This window comes from Streptomyces sp. NPDC043176 (assembly GCF_056436715.1).
Genome location: NZ_JBWKCA010000002.1, coordinates 302,653 through 325,403, shown reverse-complemented (window position 1 = coordinate 325,403; position 22,751 = coordinate 302,653). Strand labels below are relative to the sequence as shown.

19 protein-coding genes and 1 pseudogene are annotated in these 22,751 nt (G+C 74.9%); 8 read left to right on the top strand and 12 right to left on the bottom strand.

Annotation, left to right across the window (positions count from 1 at the left end; translation table 11 throughout):
* Nucleotides 1-217: 217 nt before the first annotated feature.
* Together AC067A_RS04055 and AC067A_RS04050 are read left to right on the top strand one after the other, a co-directional pair.
* Entirely contained in the window at nucleotides 218-928 is a 711-nt protein-coding gene (locus AC067A_RS04055; RefSeq protein WP_478614157.1) for an NADPH-dependent F420 reductase, read from the top strand.
* Nucleotides 929-1,012: 84 nt separating this feature from the next.
* On the top strand, nucleotides 1,013-1,609 hold the full coding sequence (locus AC067A_RS04050) for a TetR/AcrR family transcriptional regulator (RefSeq protein ID WP_478614156.1): 597 nt from the start codon (nucleotides 1,013-1,015) through the stop codon (nucleotides 1,607-1,609).
* A gap of 105 nt (nucleotides 1,610-1,714) precedes the next feature.
* Here the strand turns inward: AC067A_RS04050 and AC067A_RS04045 are convergent, their stop codons facing one another.
* The 6 genes from AC067A_RS04045 to AC067A_RS04020 form a co-directional block, all read right to left on the bottom strand.
* Complete coding sequence (locus AC067A_RS04045) at nucleotides 1,715-2,293, bottom strand: isochorismatase family protein (protein ID WP_478614153.1); 579 nt, start codon at nucleotides 2,291-2,293, stop codon at nucleotides 1,715-1,717.
* A gap of 99 nt (nucleotides 2,294-2,392) precedes the next feature.
* Nucleotides 2,393-3,346: a hypothetical protein gene (locus tag AC067A_RS04040; protein ID WP_478614151.1), complete on the bottom strand. Its 954-nt coding sequence runs from the start codon at nucleotides 3,344-3,346 to the stop codon at nucleotides 2,393-2,395.
* Complete coding sequence (locus AC067A_RS04035) at nucleotides 3,343-4,554, bottom strand: DUF2306 domain-containing protein (protein WP_478614148.1); 1,212 nt, start codon at nucleotides 4,552-4,554, stop codon at nucleotides 3,343-3,345. The genes AC067A_RS04040 and AC067A_RS04035 overlap by 4 nt, the downstream gene beginning before the upstream one ends.
* Nucleotides 4,555-4,637: 83 nt before the next feature.
* Nucleotides 4,638-5,153, bottom strand: a complete 516-nt coding sequence (locus AC067A_RS04030; RefSeq protein ID WP_478614145.1) for a PadR family transcriptional regulator — start codon at nucleotides 5,151-5,153, stop codon at nucleotides 4,638-4,640.
* Nucleotides 5,154-5,251: 98 nt separating this feature from the next.
* Entirely contained in the window at nucleotides 5,252-7,627 is a 2,376-nt protein-coding gene (locus AC067A_RS04025) for an ABC transporter permease (RefSeq protein ID WP_478614142.1), read from the bottom strand.
* Nucleotides 7,624-8,319 (bottom strand): ABC transporter ATP-binding protein, encoded by a 696-nt coding sequence (locus AC067A_RS04020; protein WP_478614140.1) that lies wholly within the window; start codon nucleotides 8,317-8,319, stop codon nucleotides 7,624-7,626. The genes AC067A_RS04025 and AC067A_RS04020 overlap by 4 nt, the downstream gene beginning before the upstream one ends.
* A 325-nt stretch (nucleotides 8,320-8,644) precedes the next feature.
* Between AC067A_RS04020 and AC067A_RS04015 the strand changes: the two genes are divergently transcribed.
* Both AC067A_RS04015 and AC067A_RS04010 read left to right on the top strand, forming a co-directional pair.
* Nucleotides 8,645-9,967, top strand: a complete 1,323-nt coding sequence (locus tag AC067A_RS04015) for a sensor histidine kinase (RefSeq protein WP_478614137.1) — start codon at nucleotides 8,645-8,647, stop codon at nucleotides 9,965-9,967.
* The gene (locus AC067A_RS04010) at nucleotides 9,964-10,695 is read left to right on the top strand and encodes a response regulator (protein ID WP_478614134.1); all 732 of its coding nucleotides are present in this window, start codon (nucleotides 9,964-9,966) and stop codon (nucleotides 10,693-10,695) included. Before AC067A_RS04015 ends, AC067A_RS04010 begins: the two co-directional genes overlap by 4 nt.
* On the opposite strand, the gene AC067A_RS04005 is transcribed toward AC067A_RS04010, so the two are convergent.
* Together AC067A_RS04005 and AC067A_RS04000 are read right to left on the bottom strand one after the other, a co-directional pair.
* Nucleotides 10,602-11,048 carry an STAS domain-containing protein gene (locus tag AC067A_RS04005; protein ID WP_478614131.1) on the bottom strand — a complete coding sequence of 149 codons (447 nt, stop codon included), beginning with the start codon at nucleotides 11,046-11,048 and terminating at the stop codon, nucleotides 10,602-10,604. The genes AC067A_RS04010 and AC067A_RS04005 overlap by 94 nt on opposite strands.
* 298 nt (nucleotides 11,049-11,346) lie before the next feature.
* Nucleotides 11,347-12,759 carry an aminopeptidase P family protein gene (locus tag AC067A_RS04000; RefSeq protein ID WP_478614599.1) on the bottom strand — a complete coding sequence of 471 codons (1,413 nt, stop codon included), beginning with the start codon at nucleotides 12,757-12,759 and terminating at the stop codon, nucleotides 11,347-11,349.
* A 149-nt stretch (nucleotides 12,760-12,908) separates the two neighbouring features.
* Between AC067A_RS04000 and AC067A_RS03995 the strand changes: the two genes are divergently transcribed.
* On the top strand, nucleotides 12,909-13,892 hold the full coding sequence (locus tag AC067A_RS03995) for a LuxR family transcriptional regulator (protein ID WP_478614128.1): 984 nt from the start codon (nucleotides 12,909-12,911) through the stop codon (nucleotides 13,890-13,892).
* Nucleotides 13,893-13,965: 73 nt separating this feature from the next.
* On the opposite strand, the gene AC067A_RS03990 is transcribed toward AC067A_RS03995, so the two are convergent.
* Both AC067A_RS03990 and AC067A_RS03985 read right to left on the bottom strand, forming a co-directional pair.
* Nucleotides 13,966-15,984: a prolyl oligopeptidase family serine peptidase gene (locus tag AC067A_RS03990; RefSeq protein WP_478614126.1), complete on the bottom strand. Its 2,019-nt coding sequence runs from the start codon at nucleotides 15,982-15,984 to the stop codon at nucleotides 13,966-13,968.
* A 3-nt stretch (nucleotides 15,985-15,987) separates the two neighbouring features.
* Nucleotides 15,988-16,536 (bottom strand): heme-binding beta-barrel domain-containing protein, encoded by a 549-nt coding sequence (locus AC067A_RS03985; protein WP_478614123.1) that lies wholly within the window; start codon nucleotides 16,534-16,536, stop codon nucleotides 15,988-15,990.
* Between the two features lie 581 nt (nucleotides 16,537-17,117).
* On the opposite strand from AC067A_RS03985, the pseudogene AC067A_RS03980 reads away from it, so the two are divergent.
* Both AC067A_RS03980 and AC067A_RS03975 read left to right on the top strand, forming a co-directional pair.
* A pseudogene (locus AC067A_RS03980) lies at nucleotides 17,118-17,909 on the top strand (LLM class flavin-dependent oxidoreductase); the annotation flags it as partial.
* A 46-nt stretch (nucleotides 17,910-17,955) separates the two neighbouring features.
* Nucleotides 17,956-19,083 (top strand): NAD(P)-binding domain-containing protein, encoded by a 1,128-nt coding sequence (locus AC067A_RS03975; RefSeq protein ID WP_478614120.1) that lies wholly within the window; start codon nucleotides 17,956-17,958, stop codon nucleotides 19,081-19,083.
* Between the two features lie 42 nt (nucleotides 19,084-19,125).
* Here AC067A_RS03975 and mltG read toward each other — a convergent pair whose 3' ends face one another.
* Both mltG and AC067A_RS03965 read right to left on the bottom strand, forming a co-directional pair.
* A complete protein-coding gene (mltG, locus tag AC067A_RS03970; RefSeq protein ID WP_478614117.1) occupies nucleotides 19,126-20,046 on the bottom strand; it encodes an endolytic transglycosylase MltG in 921 nt (306 codons plus the stop codon).
* Between the two features lie 288 nt (nucleotides 20,047-20,334).
* On the bottom strand, nucleotides 20,335-22,179 hold the full coding sequence (locus tag AC067A_RS03965) for an ABC transporter ATP-binding protein (RefSeq protein WP_478614114.1): 1,845 nt from the start codon (nucleotides 22,177-22,179) through the stop codon (nucleotides 20,335-20,337).
* Nucleotides 22,180-22,268: 89 nt separating this feature from the next.
* Between AC067A_RS03965 and AC067A_RS03960 the strand changes: the two genes are divergently transcribed.
* Nucleotides 22,269-22,742 carry a MarR family winged helix-turn-helix transcriptional regulator gene (locus AC067A_RS03960; protein WP_478614111.1) on the top strand — a complete coding sequence of 158 codons (474 nt, stop codon included), beginning with the start codon at nucleotides 22,269-22,271 and terminating at the stop codon, nucleotides 22,740-22,742.
* The last annotated feature ends 9 nt before the right edge of the window (nucleotides 22,743-22,751 follow it).

Sequence of the window (22,751 nt, the reverse complement as noted above, 5' to 3'; positions counted from 1 at the left end):
GACCGCGCCCGGCGGCTGCCGCTCGACGGCCGGCATCGGCCGGAGTCGTCGCCACGACCGGCTTCCACGACCGGTCGCATCCGACGCGCGCCTTCGGACGTCTCGTGGGGACCGCTCCCGGACGCTTCGTCCGGGAGGACGCCGGCGGATCGGCGGCGCCCGACGGGAATGAGGCGGTGGGGCGGCGGGTTGACGGAACGTACGTCGACGGAAGCCGGTGCCTGGCGGCACGCCAGGACGACCGGCCGGAGCAGAAGGAAGCACCATGAAGATCGGCATCATCGGCGCCGGCAACATCGGCGGCAACCTCACCCGCCGTCTCACCGCCCTCGGGCACGACGTCTCCGTGGCCAACTCCCGTGGCCCCGAGAGCCTCGGCGCGCTCGCCGAGGAGACGGGCGCCACGCCGGTCGTGGCCGCCGAGGCCGCCCGGGGCGCCGAGGTCGTGGTCGTGACCGTCCCGCTGAAGAACGTCCCCGACCTGCCGTCCGGTCTCTTCGACGGCGCCGCGGACGGCTTCGTCGTCATCGACACCGGCAACTACTACCCGAGGGAGCGCGACGGCCGCATCGACGCCATCGAGGACGAGGGGCTGACGGAGAGCCGCTGGACGGAGCGGCAGATCGGCCACCCGGTGGTCAAGGCGTTCAACGGCACCTACGCGCAGGACATCCTGGAGCGGCCGCTCCCGGCTGGCGACCCGGGGCGGCTGGCCCTGCCGGTGGCCGGGGACGACCCGGCGGCGAAGGAGCGGGTCCGCCGCCTGATCGACGAGCTCGGTTTCGACACCGTGGACGCGGGCGGCATCGACGACTCCTGGCGCCAGCAGCCGGACACCCCGGTGTACGGGCTCCGCGAGGGCGTGGACGCGGTGACGAAGGCTCTCGCGGAGGCTTCGCCCGAGCGGCCGGAGGGCTTCCGCGGCTGATTCCGCGTCGCCCGGCGAACATCCGGCCGTTACTGGAATCCGCGTCCCATCACGGGGAGTCACCGCTGCATTAGGGTGTCCGGCATGTCCCCCAAGCAGCAGCGTGGCGAGGCCACGGTCGAGCGCCTGCTGACGACGGCTCTGCGGGTGTACGCGGACTCCGGCCAGCAGGGCTTCACGGTGAACGCGGTGTCGGCGGCCAGCGGCGTCAGCCTCGGCAGTCTCTACCACCACTTCGGCAGCTTCGACGGCCTCGCCGCGGCCCTGTACATCCGGTGCATGGAGCAGTTGTGCGGCGAGGTCGTCGCCGCCCTGACCCGGACCAGGACCGGCCGCACCGGGGTGCGCGCGGTGATCACGACGTACCTCCGGTTCACCGAGGAGCACCCGGACGCGGCCCTGTTCATCCACGCCTCCGCGTACTCGGGCTACCTCGTCGCCCACGCCGACCGCATCCGGGCGGCCAAGGAGCCGCTGCTCTCGGCGATCGGGGCGTGGGTCCGCCCGCTCGTGGAGGCGGGCGAGATCGCCCCGACCCCCGGGCCGGTGATCGAGGCACTGGTCATCGGGCCGGCGGCGGAGACCGCCCGCCGCTGGCTCTCCAGCACGTACGACGTCGATCTCGCCGAGGCGGCGCGCGTCCTGCCGGACCGCGTCTGGCGCTCGCTCAGCTCGGTCTGACCGGCGAGACGCCCCGGGTCTGTCAGGGTCGCCCCCGGGGTCTCTCAGGACCGCCCCCCGGGGCCCGTCGGGGTCGCCCCCCGGGGTCCGTCGGGACCGCCCCGCTCAGTCGCCCGCGGGCGCGGTGAAGGTGACCGCGGCGGCGGGCACGGTGACCTCCGCGTCGCTCCCGAGGGCGTAGGCGGCGACGCGGGAGACGGTCGCCGCCGGGACCAGCTCGCTGACTCCCGGCACGGCCGGGCAGTCCTGGGTGGCGTGCGCGTCGTGCGGCACGACGACCCGGTAGCCGCGCTCCAGGGCCGTACGGGCCGTCGCCTGGACGCACATCTCCGACATCACGCCGCAGACGGCGAGCGCCCGCACCCCGGCTTCGGCGAGGACGCCGCCGAGCGGGGTCCCGTGGAAGCCGTCGTCGCGGGGCTTGCGGATCACCACCTCGCGGGGGCCGGGCTCGACCGGGTGGTGGAGCTCCCAGCCCGGCGTGTGGGGTTCGTCCTCGGACCCGGGCGGGCCGTCGTTCTGGAGGTGGACGACGAGCGCCCCTCCGCGGCGGGCCCGGGCGATCAGATCCGTCGTGCGGTCGACGAGCCGGGTGGCCGCGGGCACGGCCCCGTCCCCGGTGACGAACGCCGACTGCACGTCCACGACGATCAGGGCGTCCACCGGCTGCGCGAGCTGAGTCATCCCGCCATCATCACGCCCGCGAGCCCGCCCCGCGACGGAAATTCCACCGGGGGCCCGGCCCCGCGCGCCGGCGCGAGCCGGGGCGCGGGGCGGCTCGCGTCAGTCGCCCGGCGTGCTCCGGCGGGCGGCCCGGGAGAGGAGCCACCGGCCCGCGACTCCGGTCGCGAACAGGCCGGTGACCAGGACCACCAGGGAGGCTCCGGGGCCCGAGGACCAGTCGACGGAATCGGCGCGCACGACGAGCAGGACGGTGGCGGCGAGGGCGACGGCGGGGACCGCCCGGAGGGCGGGACGGGTGCGGGTGAGGTCGTCCTCGGCGAGGGAGGCGAGGACGCCGACGCCGAGGGACAGCGCCCAGACGCCGAGGCCCTGCGCGTCGGCGCGGTTCACCGTCCAGGGGACCAGCGGGCCCCAGAAGCCGGGGAAGGCGAGCAGCCCGGCCCCGATGCCGAGCCAGCCCGATCCGAGGACCGCGAGCGGGGGCTTGGACCAGCCGGGCAGCGGCGCGACCGGACGGCGCGGGGCGCCGTCGGCGCCGTGCTCCGCGGGCCCGTCGCCGTCGCCGGACCCGGCGGGGCGCAGGACCCTGACCGGTCTGCGGTACTGCGCGGCGAGGCAGCCGACGGCGGCGAGGGCGAGGACGCCGAGGGTGGCGACCCAGCCGAGGCTGAACAGGGCGAGGAAGAGGGGGCCGCCGTGGAAGGCCTGGAGGCTGCCGGCGTTCAGGAGGCTGACGGCGAACAGGCCGACGAGGACGGTCACGAGCGGCAGTGCGAGGCTCCGCACCTCTTCCCAGACGCGTGCCCGGCCGATCGTGAACAACGCGGGCGCCACGCCCAGCATCGCCGCGCCGACGAGCCCCGGGCTCAGTGCCTCCGGCGACACCCAGGCACCCGCCCGGTAGCCGAGCAGGCCCGTCACGGCCAGCAGACCGCCGACGGCGAGGCTGATCCCGCCGACGACACCGCTCAGGACCACGACGGCGGGCGAGAGTTCCCGCCCCTCCGGCATGTCCGAGCCCTCTGCCGGCCTCCGTTCCGCGGCGTCGCTCATGCCTGGCGCCCTTCCGTCACGGGGGCGGGGGCCGGCGCGAGGCCCTGGGCCGGGCGGGTCGGCAGGTCGGCGAACTCCGCCCGCCGCCTGACGAGTTCCCGGGCGTACAGGACGCGCAGGCTGACCACGGTGACGGCGGCGTAGGCGAGCATGCCGCCTCCGATGCCGACGCCCGCGAGCAGTGCCGTGGGCCGGCCGAGGTCCATGGACCGTTCCAGTACGGGCACGGTCACGGCCGAGAACGCGGGGGCCAGGCAGAGGGCGACGAGGTGCAGCCGCCACTCCTCGCGCGCCCACTCGGCGCCCCGGGCGCCGGCCCGTAGCGCGCGTACGGCGATGACGGCGTACGTCACGGCGTACGGGACGAGGTAGGCGATGAGCAGTCGCCGTCCCGCGGTCCCTCCGTCGAGGAAGGCCGCGGTGATCCAGGCGAGGCCCGCCGCGCCCGCCACGTGTGCCGCGACCCGGACCGGCGCGGGGCACCAGGTGCCGGTCAGGCCGGGGACGGTGTCGCGCCGGTCGAGGGCGCGGGAGGCGAGCAGGGCGCCGAAGGCGACGAGGGAGCCGAGGTGCATGATCGCGACGCGGTTGATGTCGAGGATGCCGAGGCCGGGGTAGAGGGAGGGCAGGAAGCCCCATTCGAGCCGGAGCAGCGGGGCGGTCATGAGGAAGCCGTAGCAGAGGAGCATCCAGCGCTGGTGCAGGTCGGGGAAGCCGCGGACTGCGGCGAGGACGCCGAAGGTCACGCTGCCGACCGTGCCGACGAGGATGGTGGCGAGGACGATCCAGAACGCGGCGCCGCTGAAGGCCTGTTCCGGCGGGGTGCGGACGAGGTAGAGCGCGGCGCCGGCCATCGACACGTACACCGTGACAGCGAACACGGTGCCGGTGACGCGGTGGAGCCGGACGCGGCGGCGCACGGCCGAGAGCAGCTGCACCGGTCCGAGCAGCATGAGCAGGCCGCCGAGGACCGAGTGCACGATCAGCGGGAGCAGGCTGCGTCCGTACGGTTCGAGCCGGTCGCGCACGGCCTCGGCCACGAACTCCGGGGAGACCGACCGGCCGAGGATCCACTCGCCGAGGGCCGGGGCCCCGGGACTCGCGTACGGCCAGAGTTCGGTCATGGCGATCGGCGCGTACGCCAGGCAGACCACCGTCACCGCGACGGTGGCGGCCCGGCCCCGTCTCGTGCTTGTCGGACGCCCCATGGCGGCCCCCCTCCATAGTCCTGTCTGGACTATGGAGGAAGGTAGGGCGGGGCCCCGACGAGGTCAACCGGTCGGTAACGAAATCAGGGCTCGCGGCTCTCGACCCACTGCCAGAAATCGACCATCATCCGCTCATAGCGGATGCCGAACTCCAGCGCCTCGCGCTGACCACGGGTCAGCAACTCACCGACGTCCCCGGCCAGTTCCTCGTACCCGTCGAGGGTCCTGCGGTGCTCCTCGATCTGGACCGGCGCGTGGACCCGCGGACTGGCGCCGAACCACAGCTTGAGGATGCCCCGTTCGCGGGCCTCGACCGGCACGAAGGCCGGGTCGGCGAGCCAGCCGCGCAGAGCCGCCGCCCCCTCGTCCGTCAGCCGCATCAGGCGCCGGTTCCGGCCGCCCGTCTGCCGGACCTCCGACAGCAGCCCCGCCTCCAGGAGCCGGTCGCACTGGGCGTAGACCTGAGCGTGCGGCATCGACCAGAACGGCGCCACGGTCCGCGCCGCCTCGACCTTCACGTCGTACGGGCTGGCCTCGCCCAGCTTGTCGATGATGCCGAGCACGAGGAAGGAGGGCGTGGTCAACCGGACTTCAGACATGCCGCGACCGTACCGCGCGATCCGGCCGAAGTCCCTGGTGAGGCGGCCACCCGCCACACCCCCGGTTCGGACCCCGCCACGCCCCACCCGGTCGTCGGTCATTCCGCGCGCAGGGCCCGCGAGGTGCTCGTGCGGGCCGCCCACCCGGCCGGGAGCAGCGCGCCGGCCGCCGCGATCAGGACCCCCGCCGCCACCAGGAGCACCAGCAGGGGCGTGCCGTACACGTCGATGTCGGCGGGCGGGATGGTGGTGCCCACGGCGCGGCCCATCGCTGGCATGACCCAGCGGTGCAGACCGACACCGAGCGGGACGCCGACCACGCCCGCGACCAGTCCGATGCCGCCGACGGAGGTGAGGACCTGCGCGACCGTCTGACCCGGACTCATCCCGAGTGCCTTGCAGACGCCCAGGTCGCGGACCCGGTCGCGGGTGTCGAGGACGACGGTGTCGAGCACGCCGAGGCAGGCGACGACCACCAGCATCACCGTCAGCATGACGATCAGAGCCTGCATCGCGCGGATGACGCTCGACTTGCTCCCGTCGGTCACGGCGGCCTCCGCGCCGAGCGGCGCCACGGCGTCGTCCAGCCGCTTCGCGTACGCCGCCGGATCCGTGCCGGCGGCGACCGTCACCGCGAAGTCGCCCGGCAGGTAGCGGGGGTGCAGCGCGGCGACCGAGGCGGTGGCCGTCCGCAGGGTCATGCCGTCGTCGCCCAGGTCGAAGACCTCGCCGACGATCCGGACCCGGACCGTGCGTCCCTCCTCGGAGAGCCCCACGGAATCGCCCACCCGGACGCCCGTCGCGCGCAGGAAGCGCGTCGGCGCGACGGCCTCGCCGACGGGGCCGAACCAGCGGCCCGAGACCATGGTGTGGCGGCTGCCCGTGGTGTCCCCCTCGTACGCGACCAGCGGCGCTCCGCCCTTCAGCCCGGCCACGCCGACCTGGGTGCGGGCGGTCCGGTACACGGACCCGGTGCCCAGCAGCGCGGCCGTCACCGCCGCCACGGCCGCCGGGTCCGCGGGCTCGCCCGGCCCGGTGCCATCCGGCCCTTCGCCGGGTCCGGCCAGGGTGCGCACGGTGACGTCGCCGCCCCGGTCCGGGTCCCCGTCGGCCTTGACGGCGACCAGCGTGCTGCCGAGCCCCACCGCGAAGGTGACCGCGAGCGCTCCGAACGCCACCGCCGCGGCCGTGGTCGCCGAGCGCCCCGGCCGGGCGAACGGCGCGGCGAGCCCCAGCGTGACCGGGCGGGGCAGCGGCAGCCGGCCGAGCGTGCCGCGGAGCCGGCCGCCCCGGGCGCGGCCGGTGGCCGGAGCGAGGCGGAGCACCGCCGCCGTCGGCAGCCGGGCCGCGCGCAGCGCGGGACCGAAGGCGGTGACGGCCACGACCAGGAGGACGCCGGCCGGCACCAGGAGGCTCACCCAGAGGGGGACGAGCACGGCCGCGGTGCCGTACGTCTCCGCGACCTCGGCCATCAGGGGCACGGCGAGCGCGTTGCCGGCGGCGACGCCCAGGGCGGCGCCCGCGGAGGCCGGAACCAGGGCCTGGGCCACGTAGGCCCGGCCGATCTGGAGCGGGGTGAAACCGAGGGACTTGAGGATGCCGATCCGGCGGGTGGCGGCGCTCACGGCGCCGCTCACCACGATGCCGATGACCAGGACCGACAGCGCGAGACCGAGGAGGGCGAAGGCGGACACGAAGGGGACGAAGGCCGCGGTGTCCGCCCGCGCGGCCTCGCGGACGTCGAGGTACGACCGGGCGCCGGCGACGGCGCCCGTCGGGGCCGCGGCCTCGATCGCCGCTCGTCCCGCCGCGACGTCCGCGCGGGTGTCGGCCTCGGTGAGCCGGTACAGCATGCCGAGCGCGGGGCGCCGCGTTCCGGCGAGGGGCGCGAGCTGTTCGGGGACGACCCAGGCGTCGGCGCTCCCACCCGCCGTCTCGGCGATGCCGACGACGGTGAGGACGACGTTCCCCGCCGTCAGCCGAGCGCCGGGCCCCGTGCCCGGCGGGGCGGAACCGGCCTCCAGGACGACCTCACCGGTCGCCCGTGCCCACCGGCCCTCGGTCAGCTCCACCGCGTCCACCGGCGCGTCGGCGGAGGCCCGGCCGACCACCGTCAGGGGTGGCGGCTCGAACCCGGGCGGTACCGCCGCCTCCGACCGCAGCCGTACGGCGACCACGCCGAAGGGGCCCGCCGCGGCGGCCACACCGGGCACGTGTGCCGTGGCGGCCACGCGGTCGGCGGTGACGCCCGCGCCGTCGAACTGCACGGTCAGGTGCGCCCCGCGCTGGCGGGCGAACGCCCGGTCGAAGGGCGCCGAGGAGGCGACGAGGAGGCCCACCGCGAGGACGGCCGCGGCGACCGAGAGGAGTGTCGTCAGCACCGTCACGGCGGTCTGGGTCCGCCGTCGCCCCACACCGGCCCTGACGACCCGGCCGAGGGCCCCGCCGGTGCTGCGGACCGGGGCGCCGCTCATCGGGTCACCGCCGGGACGTCCCGGGCGAGGCGGCCGTCGACGAGTTCGATCGTGCGGGTCGCGCACGCCTCGGCCAGCGCGAGGTCGTGGGTGACGAGGACGACGGTCTGCCCGGCGGCGTTCAACTCGCGCAGGAGGTCACGGACGTCCGCGCCGGACGCGGTGTCGAGGGCGCCCGTCGGCTCGTCGGCGAGCAGCAGCGGCGGCCGGTTCATCAGCGCCCGGGCGACGGCGACGCGCTGGCGCTCCCCGCCGGACAGCCGGCCCGGAAGGGTCTTGGCGTGCCGGGCGACGCCGAGCTGTCCGAGCAGCTCGGCCGCCCGCGCCGCCGCCTCGGCCCGTGGCGTTCCGGCCAGTTGGGCGGGGAGGAGCACGTTGTCGGTGACGGTGAGGTCGTCTAGGAGGTGGAAGAACTGGAAGACCATGCCGATGGTGCGCCGCCGGTACCTGGCGGAGGCGGCCTCCGTCAGCCGGTCGACGCGGAGCCCGTCCACGGTGACGCTTCCGCTGCTCGGGCGGTCGAGTCCGGCCAGGAGGTTGAGCAGGGTCGACTTGCCGCTGCCGGACGGGCCGAGGACGGCGAGCGCCTCGCCGCGCCGGACCCGCAGGTTCAGGCCCGCGAGCGCGGCCCGTCCGTCGTCGTACGTCCTGCCGACCTCGCCGAGTTCGATCAAAGGCTCTGAAGCGGTCATGGGCGGGCGCCCTCCGGGGTCTCGTGGTGTCGTCGGTCCGCCGCGCGCTCGCGCCGCGCCGCCGGGACGGCCGTCGGTCCGCCGGGTGCGCACCGCACCGGCCGGGACGGTGGTGGGTCCGCCGCGGAGGGCCGGCCGGACGCTCGCCCGGCGACTACGACGCTAGGGAGGACCGCCCCGTGTGCGCGTCGGCCGTGGTGGCCAGGTTCCGTACCGTCTCCGGCGGAGCGGCGGTCGCGTCATCCGCGCGATGTACGCCCGCGGGAGGGTGCCCTGGTCCCCGGGGCCGATCCGCCGCCCGGCCCTCGCTTGGCACACTGCACCGGTGAGCAGGTACAAGGCATTCGTCGATCGGCTGCGCGGGCCCCGGGTCCTCGGCGCGCTGCCCCCGCTGTCCCGGTGGGCGTGGGCCGCCGACGGGCTGCTCGCGGTGGCGCTCGCGGTGGCGACGGTCGTGGGCGATCTGAACCGCACGTACGTGGAGCTGCGGCCGGATCTGGTGGGGAGCACCGTCCGGGTGCCGGGGCAGCTGCCCCTGCCCCCGCAGCCGACGGTGGGACCCGCGCTGCCGCGTCCCGTGCCCGCCGTGGAGCACCTGCTGCCGCCGGTGGAGCCGTGGGAGCTGGCGGCGGCGGCGCTGACCGCGCTGCCGCTGGTGCTGCGCCGCCGGTTCCCGCTCACCGTCTACTGGGTGGTGACGGGTGCGGCCGTGCTGCTGCACCTGGGCGACACCGCCGACGACGCGACGAGGGTCACGTTCGTGTCCGGTCTCGTCGCCGCGTACAGCGCGGCGATGTACGGCCCGCACCGGAAGGCGGTGGTGGGTTCCCTGGCAGCCGGTGTGCTGCTGTACGCCGAGTTCCCGCTGGTCCCCCACGTGGACAGCGGCCTGGTGCCCGCCCTCGTCCTGCTGCCGGTGGCCCTCGCCTCGCACGGGGTCCATCTGTGGCGGCAGCGGGAGCGGGACCTGCGGGCGGAGCGCGAGGAGGAGTTGCGCAGGGCGCTGGAGGCCGAGCGGGCCCGGATCGCCCGCGAGCTGCACGACGTCGTCACGCACAACGTGAGCGTGATGACCATCCAGGCCGGTGCCGCGCGGACGGTCCTGGCCCGCTCTCCCGACCAGGCCCGTGAGGCGATGCTGGCGGTGGAGGCGGCCGGACGGACGGCCCTGACGGAACTGCGGCACGTGATGGGCCTGCTGACGATGGCGGCGGACGGTCCCGATCCGGCGGCGGACGTGGACCTGGCGCCGCAGCCGGGCCTCGACCGCCTGGCGGAGCTGACGGACCGGGTGCGCGCCTCCGGGGTGCCGGTGGAGGTGGCGGTGCGGGGCGAACCGGTGCCGCTGCCGTCCGGTGTGGACCTCGCCGCGTACCGGGTGGTGCAGGAGGCGCTGACGAACGTGGTGAAGCACGCGAGGGGCGCGCGGGTGTCGGTGGCCGTGGAGTACGGGGCGGACCGGCTGCGGATCGAGGTCTCCGACAGCGGCGGGCGGCGACGGCGGGCGGCGGAGCCGGCTTCCGGCGGTGGTCACGGACTGCTCGGCCTGCGGGAACGTCTCGCCGTGTACGGCGGTACGCTGCGGGCCGAAAGGCGCCCGCACGGCGGTTTCCGGGTCCGTGCGGTCATTCCGTGGGAGGCACCGTGACCGACGCTCCGCGCGTGGTGATCGTCGACGACCAGGCCCTGGTGCGGACAGGATTCCGGATGATCCTCGCCGCCGACGGGATCGAGGTGGTCGCGGAGGCGGCGGACGGCGACGAGGCGGTGGACGCGGTCCGCCGGACCCGGCCGGACGTGGTCCTCATGGACATCCGGATGCCGGGCACGGACGGCCTGGAGGCGACCCGGCGGATCCTCGCGGCCGGCGGGACGCCGCCCAGGATCGTCGTCCTGACCACCTATGACCTCGACCGCTACGTGTACGCGGCGCTCGCCGCGGGAGCGAGCGGCTTCCTGCTCAAGGACGTCACGCCGGAGCACCTGACCGCGGCGGTCCGTCTGGTCCGCTCCGGGGACGCCCTGCTCGCGCCGGCGATCACGCGCCGCCTGGTGGAGCGCTTCGCCGTGTCCGGCGCCGGCGCGCGGGCCGCGGCCCCGCACCGGGAGCTGGCCACGCTGACCCCGCGCGAGCTGGAGGTGCTCGAAGCCCTGGCCCGAGGTCACAGCAACGCCGAGCTGGCGGCGCGCTTCCGGTTGAGCGAGGCGACGGTGAAGACGCACGTGGCCCGCATCCTGTCGAAGCTGCGGCTGCGTGACCGGGCCCAGGCGGTGATCGCCGCCTACGAGACGGGTCTCGTGACGCCCGGGTCGGAGGGGCGGGGCTCCACGGGGGCCTCGGGCGGCTGGACCGGAAGCGGCGGGAACACCGCGTAGGGCTGGGCCGCGAGGCCGCCCGGCGGGGTGGACTCCGGGCGGAGGAGGTCGCCGAGCCCGGTGAGGCGGATGAGTCGCAGGATCCAGGGCTGGTCGCAGAGGAGCCGCCAGCGGGCGCCGCGCCGGTGCGCGCCCCCGGCGCAGTGGGCGAGGAGGCCGAGCCCGGTGGCATCGCAGAAGGTGAGGCACCGGACGTCGACGGTCAGGGCGTCGGACTCCCGCACCAGGGCGTCGAGCTCGGGCCGCAGGTGCCGCACCAGGACGAGGTCGAGCTCGCCGCGGAGCGCGGCGACGGTGACGCCGCCGGTCGAGCGGACGACGAGATAAGGGTCGTGACGGGGGATCAGCTGCATCGGGCGCTCCACAGGGTGGCTCCGTGTGTCCCTTCGAGCGTGGCCGTGCCGGTCCGGGCAGGGACGTTTCGCCTTCACCACCGTCACCTGAATCGGTGAACCTGCGCCCGGCCGCCGCCCGCTCCCGCGTCCGGATCCCGAACGGGCGTCAGGGGCTGTCCCGTCGACCGGCCCGGTCCGGTCGACAGGACACCCCTACGGGCGCGTTCCGGCCGAGCCGACCGGCGCCCGCCGCCGGGGTGGGGGGGGGGGGGGCCCCCCCCCCCCCCCCCCCCCCCACGGCTCCCCCCTCGGGAGGTCAGCCGGCGAACCGGGCCATCCAGGCCTCGACGTCGGCCGAGGAGCGCGGCAGGCCGGCCGACAGGTTCTCGTGGCCGTCCTCGGTGACGAGGAGGTCGTCCTCGATCCGGACGCCGATGCCGCGCCACTCCTCGGGCACGGTCAGGTCGTCCGGCTGGAAGTAGAGGCCGGGCTCGACGGTGAGGACCATGCCGGGTTCGAGGACGCCGTCGACGTACTCCTCGGTGCGGGCCTGCGCGCAGTCGTGGACGTCGAGGCCGAGCATGTGGCCGGTGCCCGCCATGGTGAAGCGGCGCTGGAGGCCGAGGTCGTAGGCGCGGTCGACGGGGCCCTCGATGAAGCCCCACTCGACCAGCCGGGCGGCCAGGTGGCGCTGGGACGCCTCGTGGAAGGCGCGGTAGGGGGCGCCGGGCTTCACCGCCGCCATGCCTGCTTCCTGGGCCTCGTACACCGCGTCGTACACCCGGCGCTGCACGGGGCTGAAGGTGCCGTCGATGGGGAGGGTGCGGGTGACGTCGGCGGTGTAGAGGGAGTGCGTCTCCACGCCGGCGTCGAGCAGGAGCAGTTCGCCGGGGCGCACCGGGCCGTCGTTGTCGGTCCAGTGCATGATCGTGGCGTGCTCGCCGGCGGCGCAGATCGAGCCGTAGCCGACGTGGTTGCCCTCCAGACGGGCCCGGCGGAAGAAGGTGCCCTCGATCCACCGTTCGGACGAGGCGACGGCCCGGGACAGCTCGCCGACGCAGTCGGTGAAGCCGCGCACGGTGGAGTCGACGGCCTTGCGCATCTCGCCGATCTCCCACGCGTCCTTGACGAGCCGGAGTTCGCTGAGCGTCCCGTCGAGTTCGATGTCGCGTTCCTCGTCGGTGGTGACGGCGGCTTCGAGGGCCGGGTCGATCCCGCGGACGATCCGGGTGGGCACGCCGGAGCCGGCGGCCAGGTCCTCCGCGATGGTGCGGACGTCACGACAGGCGAGGCCGAGGACGACCTCGGACTCCGCGAGGGTGCGGCGGCGGCCCATCCACAGCTCGGCCGTGTAGCCCATCCAGAACTCGTCGGTGTCCCGGCTGTCGCGCGGCAGCTGGTAGCAGTAGGCGTCGTGGCCGCCGTCCGCGCGGGGTTCGAGGACGAGGGCGCCGTCGCGGGCCTGGTCGCCGGTCATGTGCACGTAGCCGGAGTACGCGCGGAAGGGGTACGTGTCGTCGTTGGAGCGGGTCTTGAGGTTGCCCGACGGGATCACCAGGCGCTCGCCGGGGAAGCGGGCGGAGAGGGCGGCGCGGCGGCGGGCCGCGTACGGGGCCTGCTCGGCCGGTTCGAGACCGTGCCGCTCGGTGTCCGCCCATCCGGTCCTCATGAGGGCGGAAAGCTCCTCGGAGACGCCGTTGTAGAGGCCGTTCTTGCGACCCTTCGCCACGTCCTGCACCTTCTTCCGGGTGAGTTGCCAGGCCACCGGTCGTCGGTGGCATCCGGACGGTACTGCGCCGCGCGGCCGCCGGGTGCCCAGGACCGCCAGTGGCACTGATCGGCCACATCCCGGCGTCGCGGGCGGCGATAATGCCGTTCATGGCGAACGAGAAGCTCGGTGAGGCGCTCCGGATCCTGGGGATCGGCGACGAGGCCGTCCGGGTCTATCTGAGGCTCCTGGAGCTCGGCCCCGCCCCGCTGGGCGCGATCGGGTCCGCGGCCGGCCTGGCGGGCGCCGGGCTGACGGCGGCGTACGGGGAGCTGGTCGACGCCGGTCTCGCGAGCGCCGCCGACGAGGGGTCGGAGGTGGTGACGCCGGTGCCGCCGACCGCGGGTCTGGAGATCCTCGGCCGGCACCGGGCGGCCGAGCTCGACGAGTCCCGGATCACCGTCGGCGGCGCGTTCGAGACCTTCCGGCGCCGGCGGCTCGCCGCCCACGGCGACGCGCTCGTGGAGGTCGTCACCGGCGAGGCCGTCGGGCTCCGGATGCGTCAGGCGTGGACGAGCGCGCGCGAGCAGATCCGGCAGCTCGACTCGCCGCCGTACTTCCCCCTGCCGGGGGCGACCGAGGACGCTCTGGCCACGCTCGCCCGCGGGGTGACCCAGCGGGTCGTGTACTCGCGGGAGTCGCTGGAGCATCCGGGGAACCTGGAGTCGGCCATCGAGCCGTGCATCGAGGCCGGCGAGCAGGCCCGCGTCCTGCCGTCCGTGCCGGTGAAGCTGGTGATCATCGACGAGGCGTACGCGATGGTGTCCCTGGCCATCAAGGAGGCGGACGTCCACCACACCATGCTGGTGGTGCAGCCCTGCGGGCTGCTCTCCGCGCTCGTCGCCCTGTTCGAGCAGGCGTGGCAGAGCGCGCTGCCCTTCCACGGCCGCGCCACGCGGCCGGCCGGGCTCCTTCCGGCCGACCGGCGACTGCTGCGGCTGCTCGCCGGCGGCGCGGCCGACGAGGTCATCGCCCGCGAGCTCGGCGTCAGCCGCCGTACGCTCTTCCGCCGCATCCAGGTCCTGATGGCCCGGCTCGGCGCGACGAACCGGTTCCAGCTGGCGCTGCAGGCCCAGCGCTCGGGCTGGCTGTGAGCCGGGGCCCGGGCCGTCCGGGCCCCCGTCGCCCGGGTCCCGGCTCACCGGGGCCCGGGCCGCTGCCGTCCCGTCAGGTCAGGTGCCGCCGCAGGAAGGTGTACATCAGGGCACTGTTGTGCGCTGCCTGCTCGTTGTCGCCGGCGCCCGCGTGGCCGCCGCCGGTGTTCTCGTGGAAGAGCACCGGATGGCCGAGTTCCCGCAGCCGCGCCGCCGTCTTCCGGGCGTGGCCGGGGTGGACGCGGTCGTCACGGGTCGAGGTCATGAGCAGGACCGGCGGGTAGGTCCGGTCCGCCGCGAGCCGGTGGTACGGCGAGAGGTCGAGCAGGTGCGGCAGGTCGGCCTCGACGTCCGGGTCGCCGTACTCGGCGATCCAGGACGCGCCCGCGAGGAGCTTGTGGAAGCGGGCCATGTCGAGCAGCGGCACCTGGGCGACGATCGCGCCGAACAGCTCCGGGTGGCGGGTGAGCATCGCCCCCATGAGCAGGCCGCCGTTGCTGCCGCCCGCCGCACCGAGCGCGGCCGGCGTGGTGACGCCCCGGGCGACGAGGTCCTCCGCGACGGCCGCGAAGTCCTCGAAGGCCCTCGGCCGGTCCGCGCGCAGGGCGGCCTGGTGCCAGTCCGGCCCGTACTCGCCGCCGCCCCGGATGTTCGCGATGACGTAGGTGCCGCCCTGCTCCAGCCACGCCCGGCCGGCCACCGCGCCGTAGTAGGGGGTGAGGGAGACCTCGAAGCCGCCGTAGCCGTAGAGCAGGGTCGGGCCCGGGCCGGTGGCGGCGTGGTCGGGTCCGATGACGAAGTACGGCACGCGGGTGCCGTCGCGGGAGGTCGCGAAGTGCTGCCGCACGGCGAGGCCCGCCGTGTCGAAGCGGTCCGGGGCCTGCTTGAGCGTCTCGGTGTCGCCGCCGATCCGCCCCCGGTACAGCGTCGACGACTGGAGGAAGCCCGACACGTCGAGGAAGTACTCGTCGGAGACGTCCGGGTCGGTGTCCACCACGCTGACGGCGGACAGTTCGGGAACCCCGACGAGCGGCTCGCGGGTCCATCCGCCACCGGGGACCGGGGTGAGGACCTCGACGCGGGTGCTGACGTCCCGCAGCGTCTCCAGGATCAGGTGCCCGCGCGTCCAGGCGTGCCCGGCCAGCGCGGTCCGCTCGTCGGGGGTGAACAACACCTCGGGGGTGCGGTCGCCCGCCAGGAAGGCGTCGAAGTCGAAGGCGAGCAGGGAACCGGTCGGCTGCCCCAGCCACTCGGACTTGAGGGTGACGATCAGGTGCCTGCGGTGCGCGTAGGCGAGCGCGTCGTCGGGCACGTCGAGGCGGGCGAGCGTGCCGTCGGGTCTGAGCAGGTGGGTCTCGCTGCGGAAGAAGTCCAGCGAGCGGCCCACGAAGTCCCGTTCGAAGCCCGGTGTGCTGTCGTGCTGTCCCCAGGCCGACACGTCCTCCTGCCCGGCCTCGAAGACGAGCTCGGCCTCCGCCACCGGGGTGCCGCGGCGCCACCGGCGGACCTGGCGGGGGTAGCCGGAGTCGGTCAGGGAGCCGGGGCCGGTGTCCGTGCCCACGAAGACGGTGTCGGCGTCGATCCACCCGATGCGCGTCTTCGCCTCCGGCACCCGGAACCCGTCCTCGACGAACTTCCGGGTGCCGAGGTCGAACTCGCGCACCACGACGGCGTCGCCGCCGTCACGGGAGAGGCGCACGAGGGCCAGGTCGTGGTCGGGGCGGCGCACCCGCGCCCCGTCCCACACCCACTTCTCGCCCTCGGCCTCGGCGAGCGCGTCGAGGTCGACGAGGACGTCCCATTCGGGGGCGTCCTTGCGGTACTGCTCCAGGGTCGTGCGCCGCCACAGGCCCCGCACGTGCTCGGCGTCCCGCCAGAAGTTGTAGAGGTACGGGCCGCGCCGGACGGTGTACGGGATGCGGTCCGAGGCGTCCAGCACCTCCCGCAGCCGCTTCTTCAGCGGGTCGAAGCCGGGGTCGGCGGCCAGCTCGTCGGCCGTCTCGGCGTTCCGCTCGGCCACCCACGCGAGCGCGGCCTCGCCCTCCACCTCCTCGAGCCACAGGTACGGGTCGTCTCCGGTCACGTCTCCCATGTGCTACTTCCCGTCCTCACGTCGCAGCCGAGCCGAAAGGTGGTGCCCGAGCGGCTGCCCGACCGCGGCGAGGTCGTGGACGAAGTCGAGCGTGCCGTCGTCCGCGAGCGTATAGCGGCGGCGGGTCGCCTCGACGTCCTTCGCCGTGGGAGCCAGGGCGACCGTGTGCGTGGCGAGGTCGATCCTGCCGTCCTCCGCCCGGCCGACCATGATCTCCGCGATGCCGGTGGGCTGCGTGATCAGCGCCTCCACACCGCCGTCCGGCTTCATCCGCCACCAGCCGCTCTCCCGCGCCGCGGGCCGCAGCGGCGTGCCGTCCCCGTCGACCAGCCAGGCACGCGCCTCGTAGTGCAGGAAGGGCCGTCCGTCATGGCTGAACGTGACCTCCTGCTCGTACGCGAAATCCTCGGGCAGCGTCGGGTACTCGCCACTCCCCCGGCCGACCCACGTCCCGAGCAGCCCGGTCACCGGCGCGAGCAGCTCGTGCGGTGCCGGCGCCTCCTCGGGCCGCAGCGCGTCGGGGTAGGGGAGGTGCCGTTCGCGGTCGATCATGGGGTGCGCTCCTGGGTCGGGGTCCGTGCCGCACCGCAGCTTAGGTCGTGCGCCTCCTGACGGGCGCCGACGACGGGGCCGGCGCCCCGGCCGCCCGCGCCGCCGTCCCGCCGCGCCGTCCCACCCCGCCCCCCTGCGACGCCGTCCCACCGCGCCGCCCCGCGGCAGTGTCCCGCCGCGCCGACCCTCGTCCCTGTCCCACCGCGCCGCCGCCCCGCCGGCCGGCCCGCGGCGCCGGCCCGCCGTGCCGGGCGCACGCGTCCGGGCTCCGAGACGGTCGTTGCCCCGGCGGGGGACGGCGGTTACGTTCGCGCCATGTCGCGTACAGCCCTGCTCACCTCGCGCGGTCACATCGACCTGCTCCGGGTGGCCTCCGCCGCGTGTCGCCGCGGCCGCTGACGCCCTCTCACCCGCACCACCCCCTTCCTTACGCCCTGAGCGCCGTGCGCGCGCGTTCCCACCGTGCCCACGGGCGCCCGGGCGCCCGGGCGCACCCTGACCGCGTCTCCCGGACCCCGGCGTCCGCGGCGTTCCCATGGAAAGGCCCCGTCATGACCGTTCACCTGCACTGGTTCCTGCCCACCGGCGGTGACGCGGCCGAGCAGCGGCGGTTCGGCGACCCTCTCGACCACGACCGGCGGTACGCGCGCACGGCCGAGTTCCTGTCGGTGGTGCGGGGCGTCTGGGGCGGCCGACCGTTCGACTTCGAGGGCGAGCACTTCCGGATCGAGGGCGGGCTCACGGCCCTGCCGCCGGACCCGCTGCCCGAGATCTTCTTCGGCGGCTCGTCCGAGGCGGCCGGTCCGGTGGCGGCGGAGCACGCGGACGTCCACCTCACCCGGGGCGAGCCGCCGTGGCAGGTCAAGGAGAAGATCGACTGGATCCGCGGGCTCGCGGAGGAGCGCGGCCGGACGGTCCGGTTCGGGATCCGGCTGCACACGATCTCGCGGGACTCCGGGCGCGAGGCCTGGGCGACGGCCGACCGGCTGCCGGCCGATCTCGACTCCGACACCGTCGCCTCCGCGCAGCGGCTCCTCGGCCGCAGCGAGTCCGTCGGCCGACAGCGGATGCCGGCCCTGCACCGCGGCGGCTCGCCGGACCGGGACAAGCTGGAGATCGCGCCGAACCTGTGGGCGGGGGTCGGTCGGGTGCGGGGCGGCGCCGGGACCGCGCTCGTCGGCAGCCACGCCGACGTCGCCGACCGGATCGAGGAGTACCACGACCTGGGCGTCGAGCACTTCGTGCTCTCCGGATACCCGCATCTGGAGGAGGCCTACCGGTTCGGTGAGGGCGTGACGCCCGAGCTCGCCGCGCGCGGGCTGCTGCCGGCCGCGGCGCGGGCCGCGGGGCCGCTCGTGGCCGGCACTCGGTAGACGGGTCTCCGGGAAGATCCGCGCCCCCGCCCCGGTTGGTAGAAGCGTGAACGATTTCGAGGTCGCAGAGGGCACGGCCGGATCAGGGGCAGGCGAGGCGCGCACGGTGGACGTCGTCGTCATCGGCGCCGGACAGGCGGGGCTCTCGGCCGCCTTCCACCTGCGGCGCACCGGCCTGGAACCGGACCGCGACTTCGTCGTCCTCGACCACGCCCCGCGCGCGGGCGGCGCCTGGCAGTTCCGGTGGCCCTCCCTCACGTACGGCAAGGTCCACGGGATGCACGCGCTGCCCGGCATGGAGCTGACCGGCGCCGACCCCGTGCGCCCGTCCTCCGAGGTGATCGGTGCGTACTTCGACGCGTACGAGCACACCTTCGACCTGCGGGTCCACCGGCCCGTGGACGTCACCGCCGTCCGGGAGGGCGAGGACGGGCGGCTGCGGGTGGAGACCTCCGAGGGCGTGTACGCGACCCGGGCCCTGATCAACGCCACCGGCACCTGGGACCGGCCGTTCTGGCCGCGCTACCCGGGCCAGGAGACCTTCCGCGGGCGCCAGCTGCACACCTCCGGCTACCCGGGCCCCGAGGAGTTCGCGGGGAAGCGGGTGCTCGTCGTCGGCGGCGGCGCGTCCGGCACGCAGCACCTGATGGAGATCGCCGACGTCGCGGCCGAGACGTTCTGGGTGACCCGGCGCGAGCCCGTCTACCGGGAAGGCCCCTTCGGGGAGGCGGAGGGACGGGCCGCCGTGGCGCTCGTCGAGGAGCGGGTGCGCCGGGGTCTGCCCCCGCACAGCGTCGTCTCGGTCACCGGGCTCCCCCTCAGCGACGCGATCCGCGACGCGCGCGAGCGCGGGGTCCTGGACCGGCTGCCGATGTTCGACCGGATCACCCCGACCGGGGTGGCCTGGGACGACGGCCGGACCGCCGACGTGGACGTGATCCTGTGGGCCACCGGCTTCCGGGCGGCGATCGACCACCTGACCCCGCTGCGACTGCGGGAGCCCGGCGGCGGCGTCCGGGTCGAGGGGACCCGCGCGGTACGCGACGCACGCGTCCACCTCGTCGGTTACGGCCCGTCGGCCTCGACGATCGGCGCCAACCGCGCCGGCCGCGCGGCGGTCTCCGAGATCCGCCGCCTCCTCACCCGCGAGCGGACCGGCGTCGCCACCGGCTGAGCCCGTGGCGCACGGCCGGGGCGCGGCCGGGACGGTGGCGCCTCACTGTCGGGCCGCGGTCCGGTTGGCGTTGAACTCGGCCACGTTCGCCCGGTGGGCCTCGTAGTCGGCGGTGAAGCGGGTGTCGCCGGGCGCGACCGTGACGAAGTAGAGCCAGTCGCCGTCCGCCGGGCGGATCACCGCGTCGAGGGCCTGGTCCCCCGGATTGCCGATGGGGGTCGGCGGGAGGCCCTTGTGCTCGTAGGTGTTGTACGGGCCGGCGGTCCGCGTGTCCTCGTACGTCGTGTCCACGGTGTTGCGGTCCAGCGCGTAGTTGAGGGTCGAGTCCATCTGGAGGGCCATGCCCCGGGCGAGGCGGTTGTGGACGACCCGGGCGACCTTGGCCATGTCCTCGGGGTTGTCCGCCTCGGCCTGGACGATGCTGGCGGCGATCACCGTCTGGTAGACGCTCAGGCCGTGCGACCGCGCGCCGTCGGCGACCCTCGCGGTGCCGAAGCGCTTCCCCGCGGTGTCCACCATGAAGCGCAGCAGCCCTTCGGGGGAGGTGGCGGTGAGCACCGGGTAGGTCGCGGGGAAGAGGTAGCCCTCGGGGTTCCCGCCGGCCTCGGCGGGCAGCGGAAGGCCGGTGCCGGGTGCGGTCGCGGCCTTCCTCGCGGTTCCCTCCGGCAGGCCGAGGGCACGGTCGACGGCGGTGTAGACCTGGCTTGTCCGCCAGCCCTCGGGGACGAGCAGGGCACGGGGCTGCTCGACGGCCCGTTCGTCCTGGCCGAGCAGCAGGGGGACGGTGACCGTGGCGGCCACGGCGAGCAGCGCTCCGAAGAGCAGGGCGAGGCGGCCGCGCCGGGTGAGCCGGGTCCGGCGGGGCGGTCGGGGCGGTGAGGTGCGGCGGGGGCCCAGCACGGGCAGCGCGGGGCGGCGGGGGCGGCGCGGGGGTGCGTACGGGGACGGCGACCGGTAGGTCATGGCCGCACGCTAACCCGGCCGGTACGGGAATCCCGGGAGCCCGCGCACGCGGCGGCGCCGCCGGCCCCCTGGGACGGGGGACCGACGGCGCCGGGCACTGCGATCGTCAGACGAGCCAGCCCAGGAAGTGGAGGACGCCGGCGAGCAGGTTGGTGATGACGTTCATGGTGGTGCTTCTCCTCGTACAGGTGTATCGGTGGGACGGTGCGATCGCGGTCTGCAGCACGTCGCTCGCACTCCGTAATCATCCGATGCCGTACGGGAGTTGGGCAACGATTCCCGGAACGATCACACGTTCTGGGGAACAACCGCTCCCACGTTCGCCTGTTCGGTCCGGGCGTCCCGGCGGACCAGGGCCGCGTACCGCCCGTCCATGGCGAGCAGCTCCTCGTGGGTGCCGCGCTCGGCGATCCGCCCCTCCTCCAGGACGACGATCTGGTCGGCGTCGCGGACGGTGGAGAGCCGGTGGGCGATGGTGAGGGTGGTGCGCCCCTCGGACAGGGAGTCGATGGCCCGCTGGACCGCGTGCTCCGTCCGGGTGTCGAGGGCGCTGGTCGCCTCGTCGAGGATGAGCACGGGCGGGTCGCGCAGGATGGTGCGGGCGATGGCCAGGCGCTGCTTCTCGCCGCCGGAGAACCGGTAGCCGCGCTCACCGACCAGGGTGTCGTACCCGTCGGGGAGCGAGGCGATGTGGTCGTGGATCTGGGCGGCGCGGGCGGCGGCCTCGATCTCCTCGTCGGTGGCGTCCGGCTTGGCGAAGCGGAGGTTGTCGGCGACGGAGGCGTGGAAGAGGTACGTCTCCTGGGAGACCACGCCGACCGCGCGGGCGAGCGTGTCGAAGTCCAGGTCCCGCACGTCGACGCCGTCGAGGGTGACCCGGCCGCCGGTCACGTCGTACAGCCGGGGCACCAGGTAGCTGAGGGTGGACTTGCCGGAGCCGGTGGGGCCCACGACGGCCAGGCTGCCGCCGGCGGGGACGGTCAGGTCGACGGCGTCGAGGGTCGGGCGGCCGGCGCCCTCGGGGTCGTAGCGGAACTCGACCTTCTCGAAGGAGACCTCGCCGCGGACCCGCGCGAGCCGGACCGGCTCGGCGGGCTCGTCGATGTCGACGGGCAGGTCGAGGTACTCGAAGATGCGCTGGAAGAGCGCGAGGGAGGTCTGCATCTGCACGCCGGTGGAGAGCAGGCTCACGGCGGGCCGGAAGAGGCCCTGCTGGAGCGTGACGAAGGCGACGAGCGTGCCGAGCGAGATCGTGGCGCCGCCCGGGCCGAGCGCGATGCCGGCGGCCCAGTAGATCAGGGCGGGCATGGCGGCCATGACGATGCTGATGGTCGACATGCGCCAGCGGCCGGCCATGGAGGAGCGCACTTCGAGGTCGACGAGGCGCTCGGACTCCTCGGCGAAGGACTTCGTCAGCGAGTCGGCGCGGCCCATGGTGCGGCCGAGCAGGATGCCGCTGACCGAGAGGGACTCGGTGACGGTCGCGGCCATGGCGGCCATCTGCTTCTGGCGCTGGGTGGTGATCCGCTTGCGCTCGCGGCCGACCCGGCGGCTGATCCAGACGAAGACGGGCAGCAGGAGCAGCGAGACGAGGGTGAGGCGCCAGTCGAGGGCGAGCATGGCGACCACGGTCGCGACGACGGCGGTGAGGTTGGAGACGAGCGAGGTGGCCGTCGAGGTGACGGTGGCCTGCATGCCGCCGATGTCGTTGGCGATGCGGGACTGGACCTCGCCGGTGCGGGTGCGGGTGAAGAAGGCGAGCGGCATCCGCTGGAGCTGCTCGTACACCCCGGTGCGCAGGTCGTGCATGACGCGCTGGCCGACCGTGGTGGAGATCAGGGTCTGGAGCACGCCGAACACGCCGTTCAGCACGGCGGTGGCGATCATGCCGAGGGCGAGCAGGCTGAGCAGCCCGGTGCGGCCCTGCGGGATCGCGGTGTCCAGGACCTCCTTCAGGAGGAACGGCGAGGCGACCGAGACGAGCGAGGCGGCGCCGACCAGGAGGCCGACGAGCGCGAGGCGCGCGCGGTACGGGCGGAAGAGCCGGAGGATGCGCCGCAGCTGGGCGGGCTCCTTCGGCCGGGTGGAGTCACGGGACGGGGGCGTCCAGTCGGACTGGTCGTGGGGGCGCATGGCTCCTTCGATGGATTCGGCGATTCCAGCAGAGCATAGCTCATTGTTACCTATGCTCACAATGAACAAGGTCCTGATATTGTTCCCGTATGACCATCTCCGACCGTACGAGCGACGGGCCGGGCGCGCCCGACGCCGACGGGCTCCTCGCCGAGCAGCTGCTGCGGCTCACCCGCCGTCTGCACCGCATCCAGAAGCACCACCTGGAGCCGGTCGGCATCACCCCCGCCCAGTCCAGGCTCCTGCGCACGGTCGCGCACTTCGGCGAGCCGCCCCGGATGGCCGACCTCGCCGCCCGTCTCGAGGTCGTCCCCAGGGCCGTGACCAGTCTCGTCGACGGTCTGGAGGCGGGCGACCGGGTGCGCCGGGTGCCCGACCCGAGCAACCGCCGGGTGATCCGGATCGAGCTCACCGACACGGGCCGCGCCACGCTGCGGGAGCTGCGCAGCGCGCGCCGGGCGGCGGCAGAGGACATCCTTGCTCCATTGACCGTCGACCAGCGCGAGGTGCTCGGAGGTCTGCTGTCCGCCCTGGTCGACCGCGGCCCGGAGAGCGGCTGCTGATCGGCCCGG

Excerpts from the sequence above, each read along its gene's own strand:
- AC067A_RS04050 (WP_478614156.1), top strand. The coding sequence starts at position 1,013 with ATGTCCCCCAAGCAGCAGCGTGGCGAGGCCACGGTCGAGCGCCTGCTG.
- AC067A_RS04045 (WP_478614153.1), bottom strand. The coding sequence starts at position 2,293 with ATGACTCAGCTCGCGCAGCCGGTGGACGCCCTGATCGTCGTGGACGTG.
- AC067A_RS04040 (WP_478614151.1), bottom strand. The coding sequence starts at position 3,346 with ATGAGCGACGCCGCGGAACGGAGGCCGGCAGAGGGCTCGGACATGCCG.
- AC067A_RS04035 (WP_478614148.1), bottom strand. The coding sequence starts at position 4,554 with ATGGGGCGTCCGACAAGCACGAGACGGGGCCGGGCCGCCACCGTCGCG.
- AC067A_RS04030 (WP_478614145.1), bottom strand. The coding sequence starts at position 5,153 with ATGTCTGAAGTCCGGTTGACCACGCCCTCCTTCCTCGTGCTCGGCATC.
- AC067A_RS04025 (WP_478614142.1), bottom strand. The coding sequence starts at position 7,627 with ATGAGCGGCGCCCCGGTCCGCAGCACCGGCGGGGCCCTCGGCCGGGTC.
- AC067A_RS04020 (WP_478614140.1), bottom strand. The coding sequence starts at position 8,319 with ATGACCGCTTCAGAGCCTTTGATCGAACTCGGCGAGGTCGGCAGGACG.
- AC067A_RS04005 (WP_478614131.1), bottom strand. The coding sequence starts at position 11,048 with ATGCAGCTGATCCCCCGTCACGACCCTTATCTCGTCGTCCGCTCGACC.
- AC067A_RS03995 (WP_478614128.1), top strand. The coding sequence starts at position 12,909 with ATGGCGAACGAGAAGCTCGGTGAGGCGCTCCGGATCCTGGGGATCGGC.
- AC067A_RS03990 (WP_478614126.1), bottom strand. The coding sequence starts at position 15,984 with ATGGGAGACGTGACCGGAGACGACCCGTACCTGTGGCTCGAGGAGGTG.
- AC067A_RS03985 (WP_478614123.1), bottom strand. The coding sequence starts at position 16,536 with ATGATCGACCGCGAACGGCACCTCCCCTACCCCGACGCGCTGCGGCCC.
- mltG (WP_478614117.1), bottom strand. The coding sequence starts at position 20,046 with ATGACCTACCGGTCGCCGTCCCCGTACGCACCCCCGCGCCGCCCCCGC.
- AC067A_RS03965 (WP_478614114.1), bottom strand. The coding sequence starts at position 22,179 with ATGCGCCCCCACGACCAGTCCGACTGGACGCCCCCGTCCCGTGACTCC.
- AC067A_RS03960 (WP_478614111.1), top strand. The coding sequence starts at position 22,269 with ATGACCATCTCCGACCGTACGAGCGACGGGCCGGGCGCGCCCGACGCC.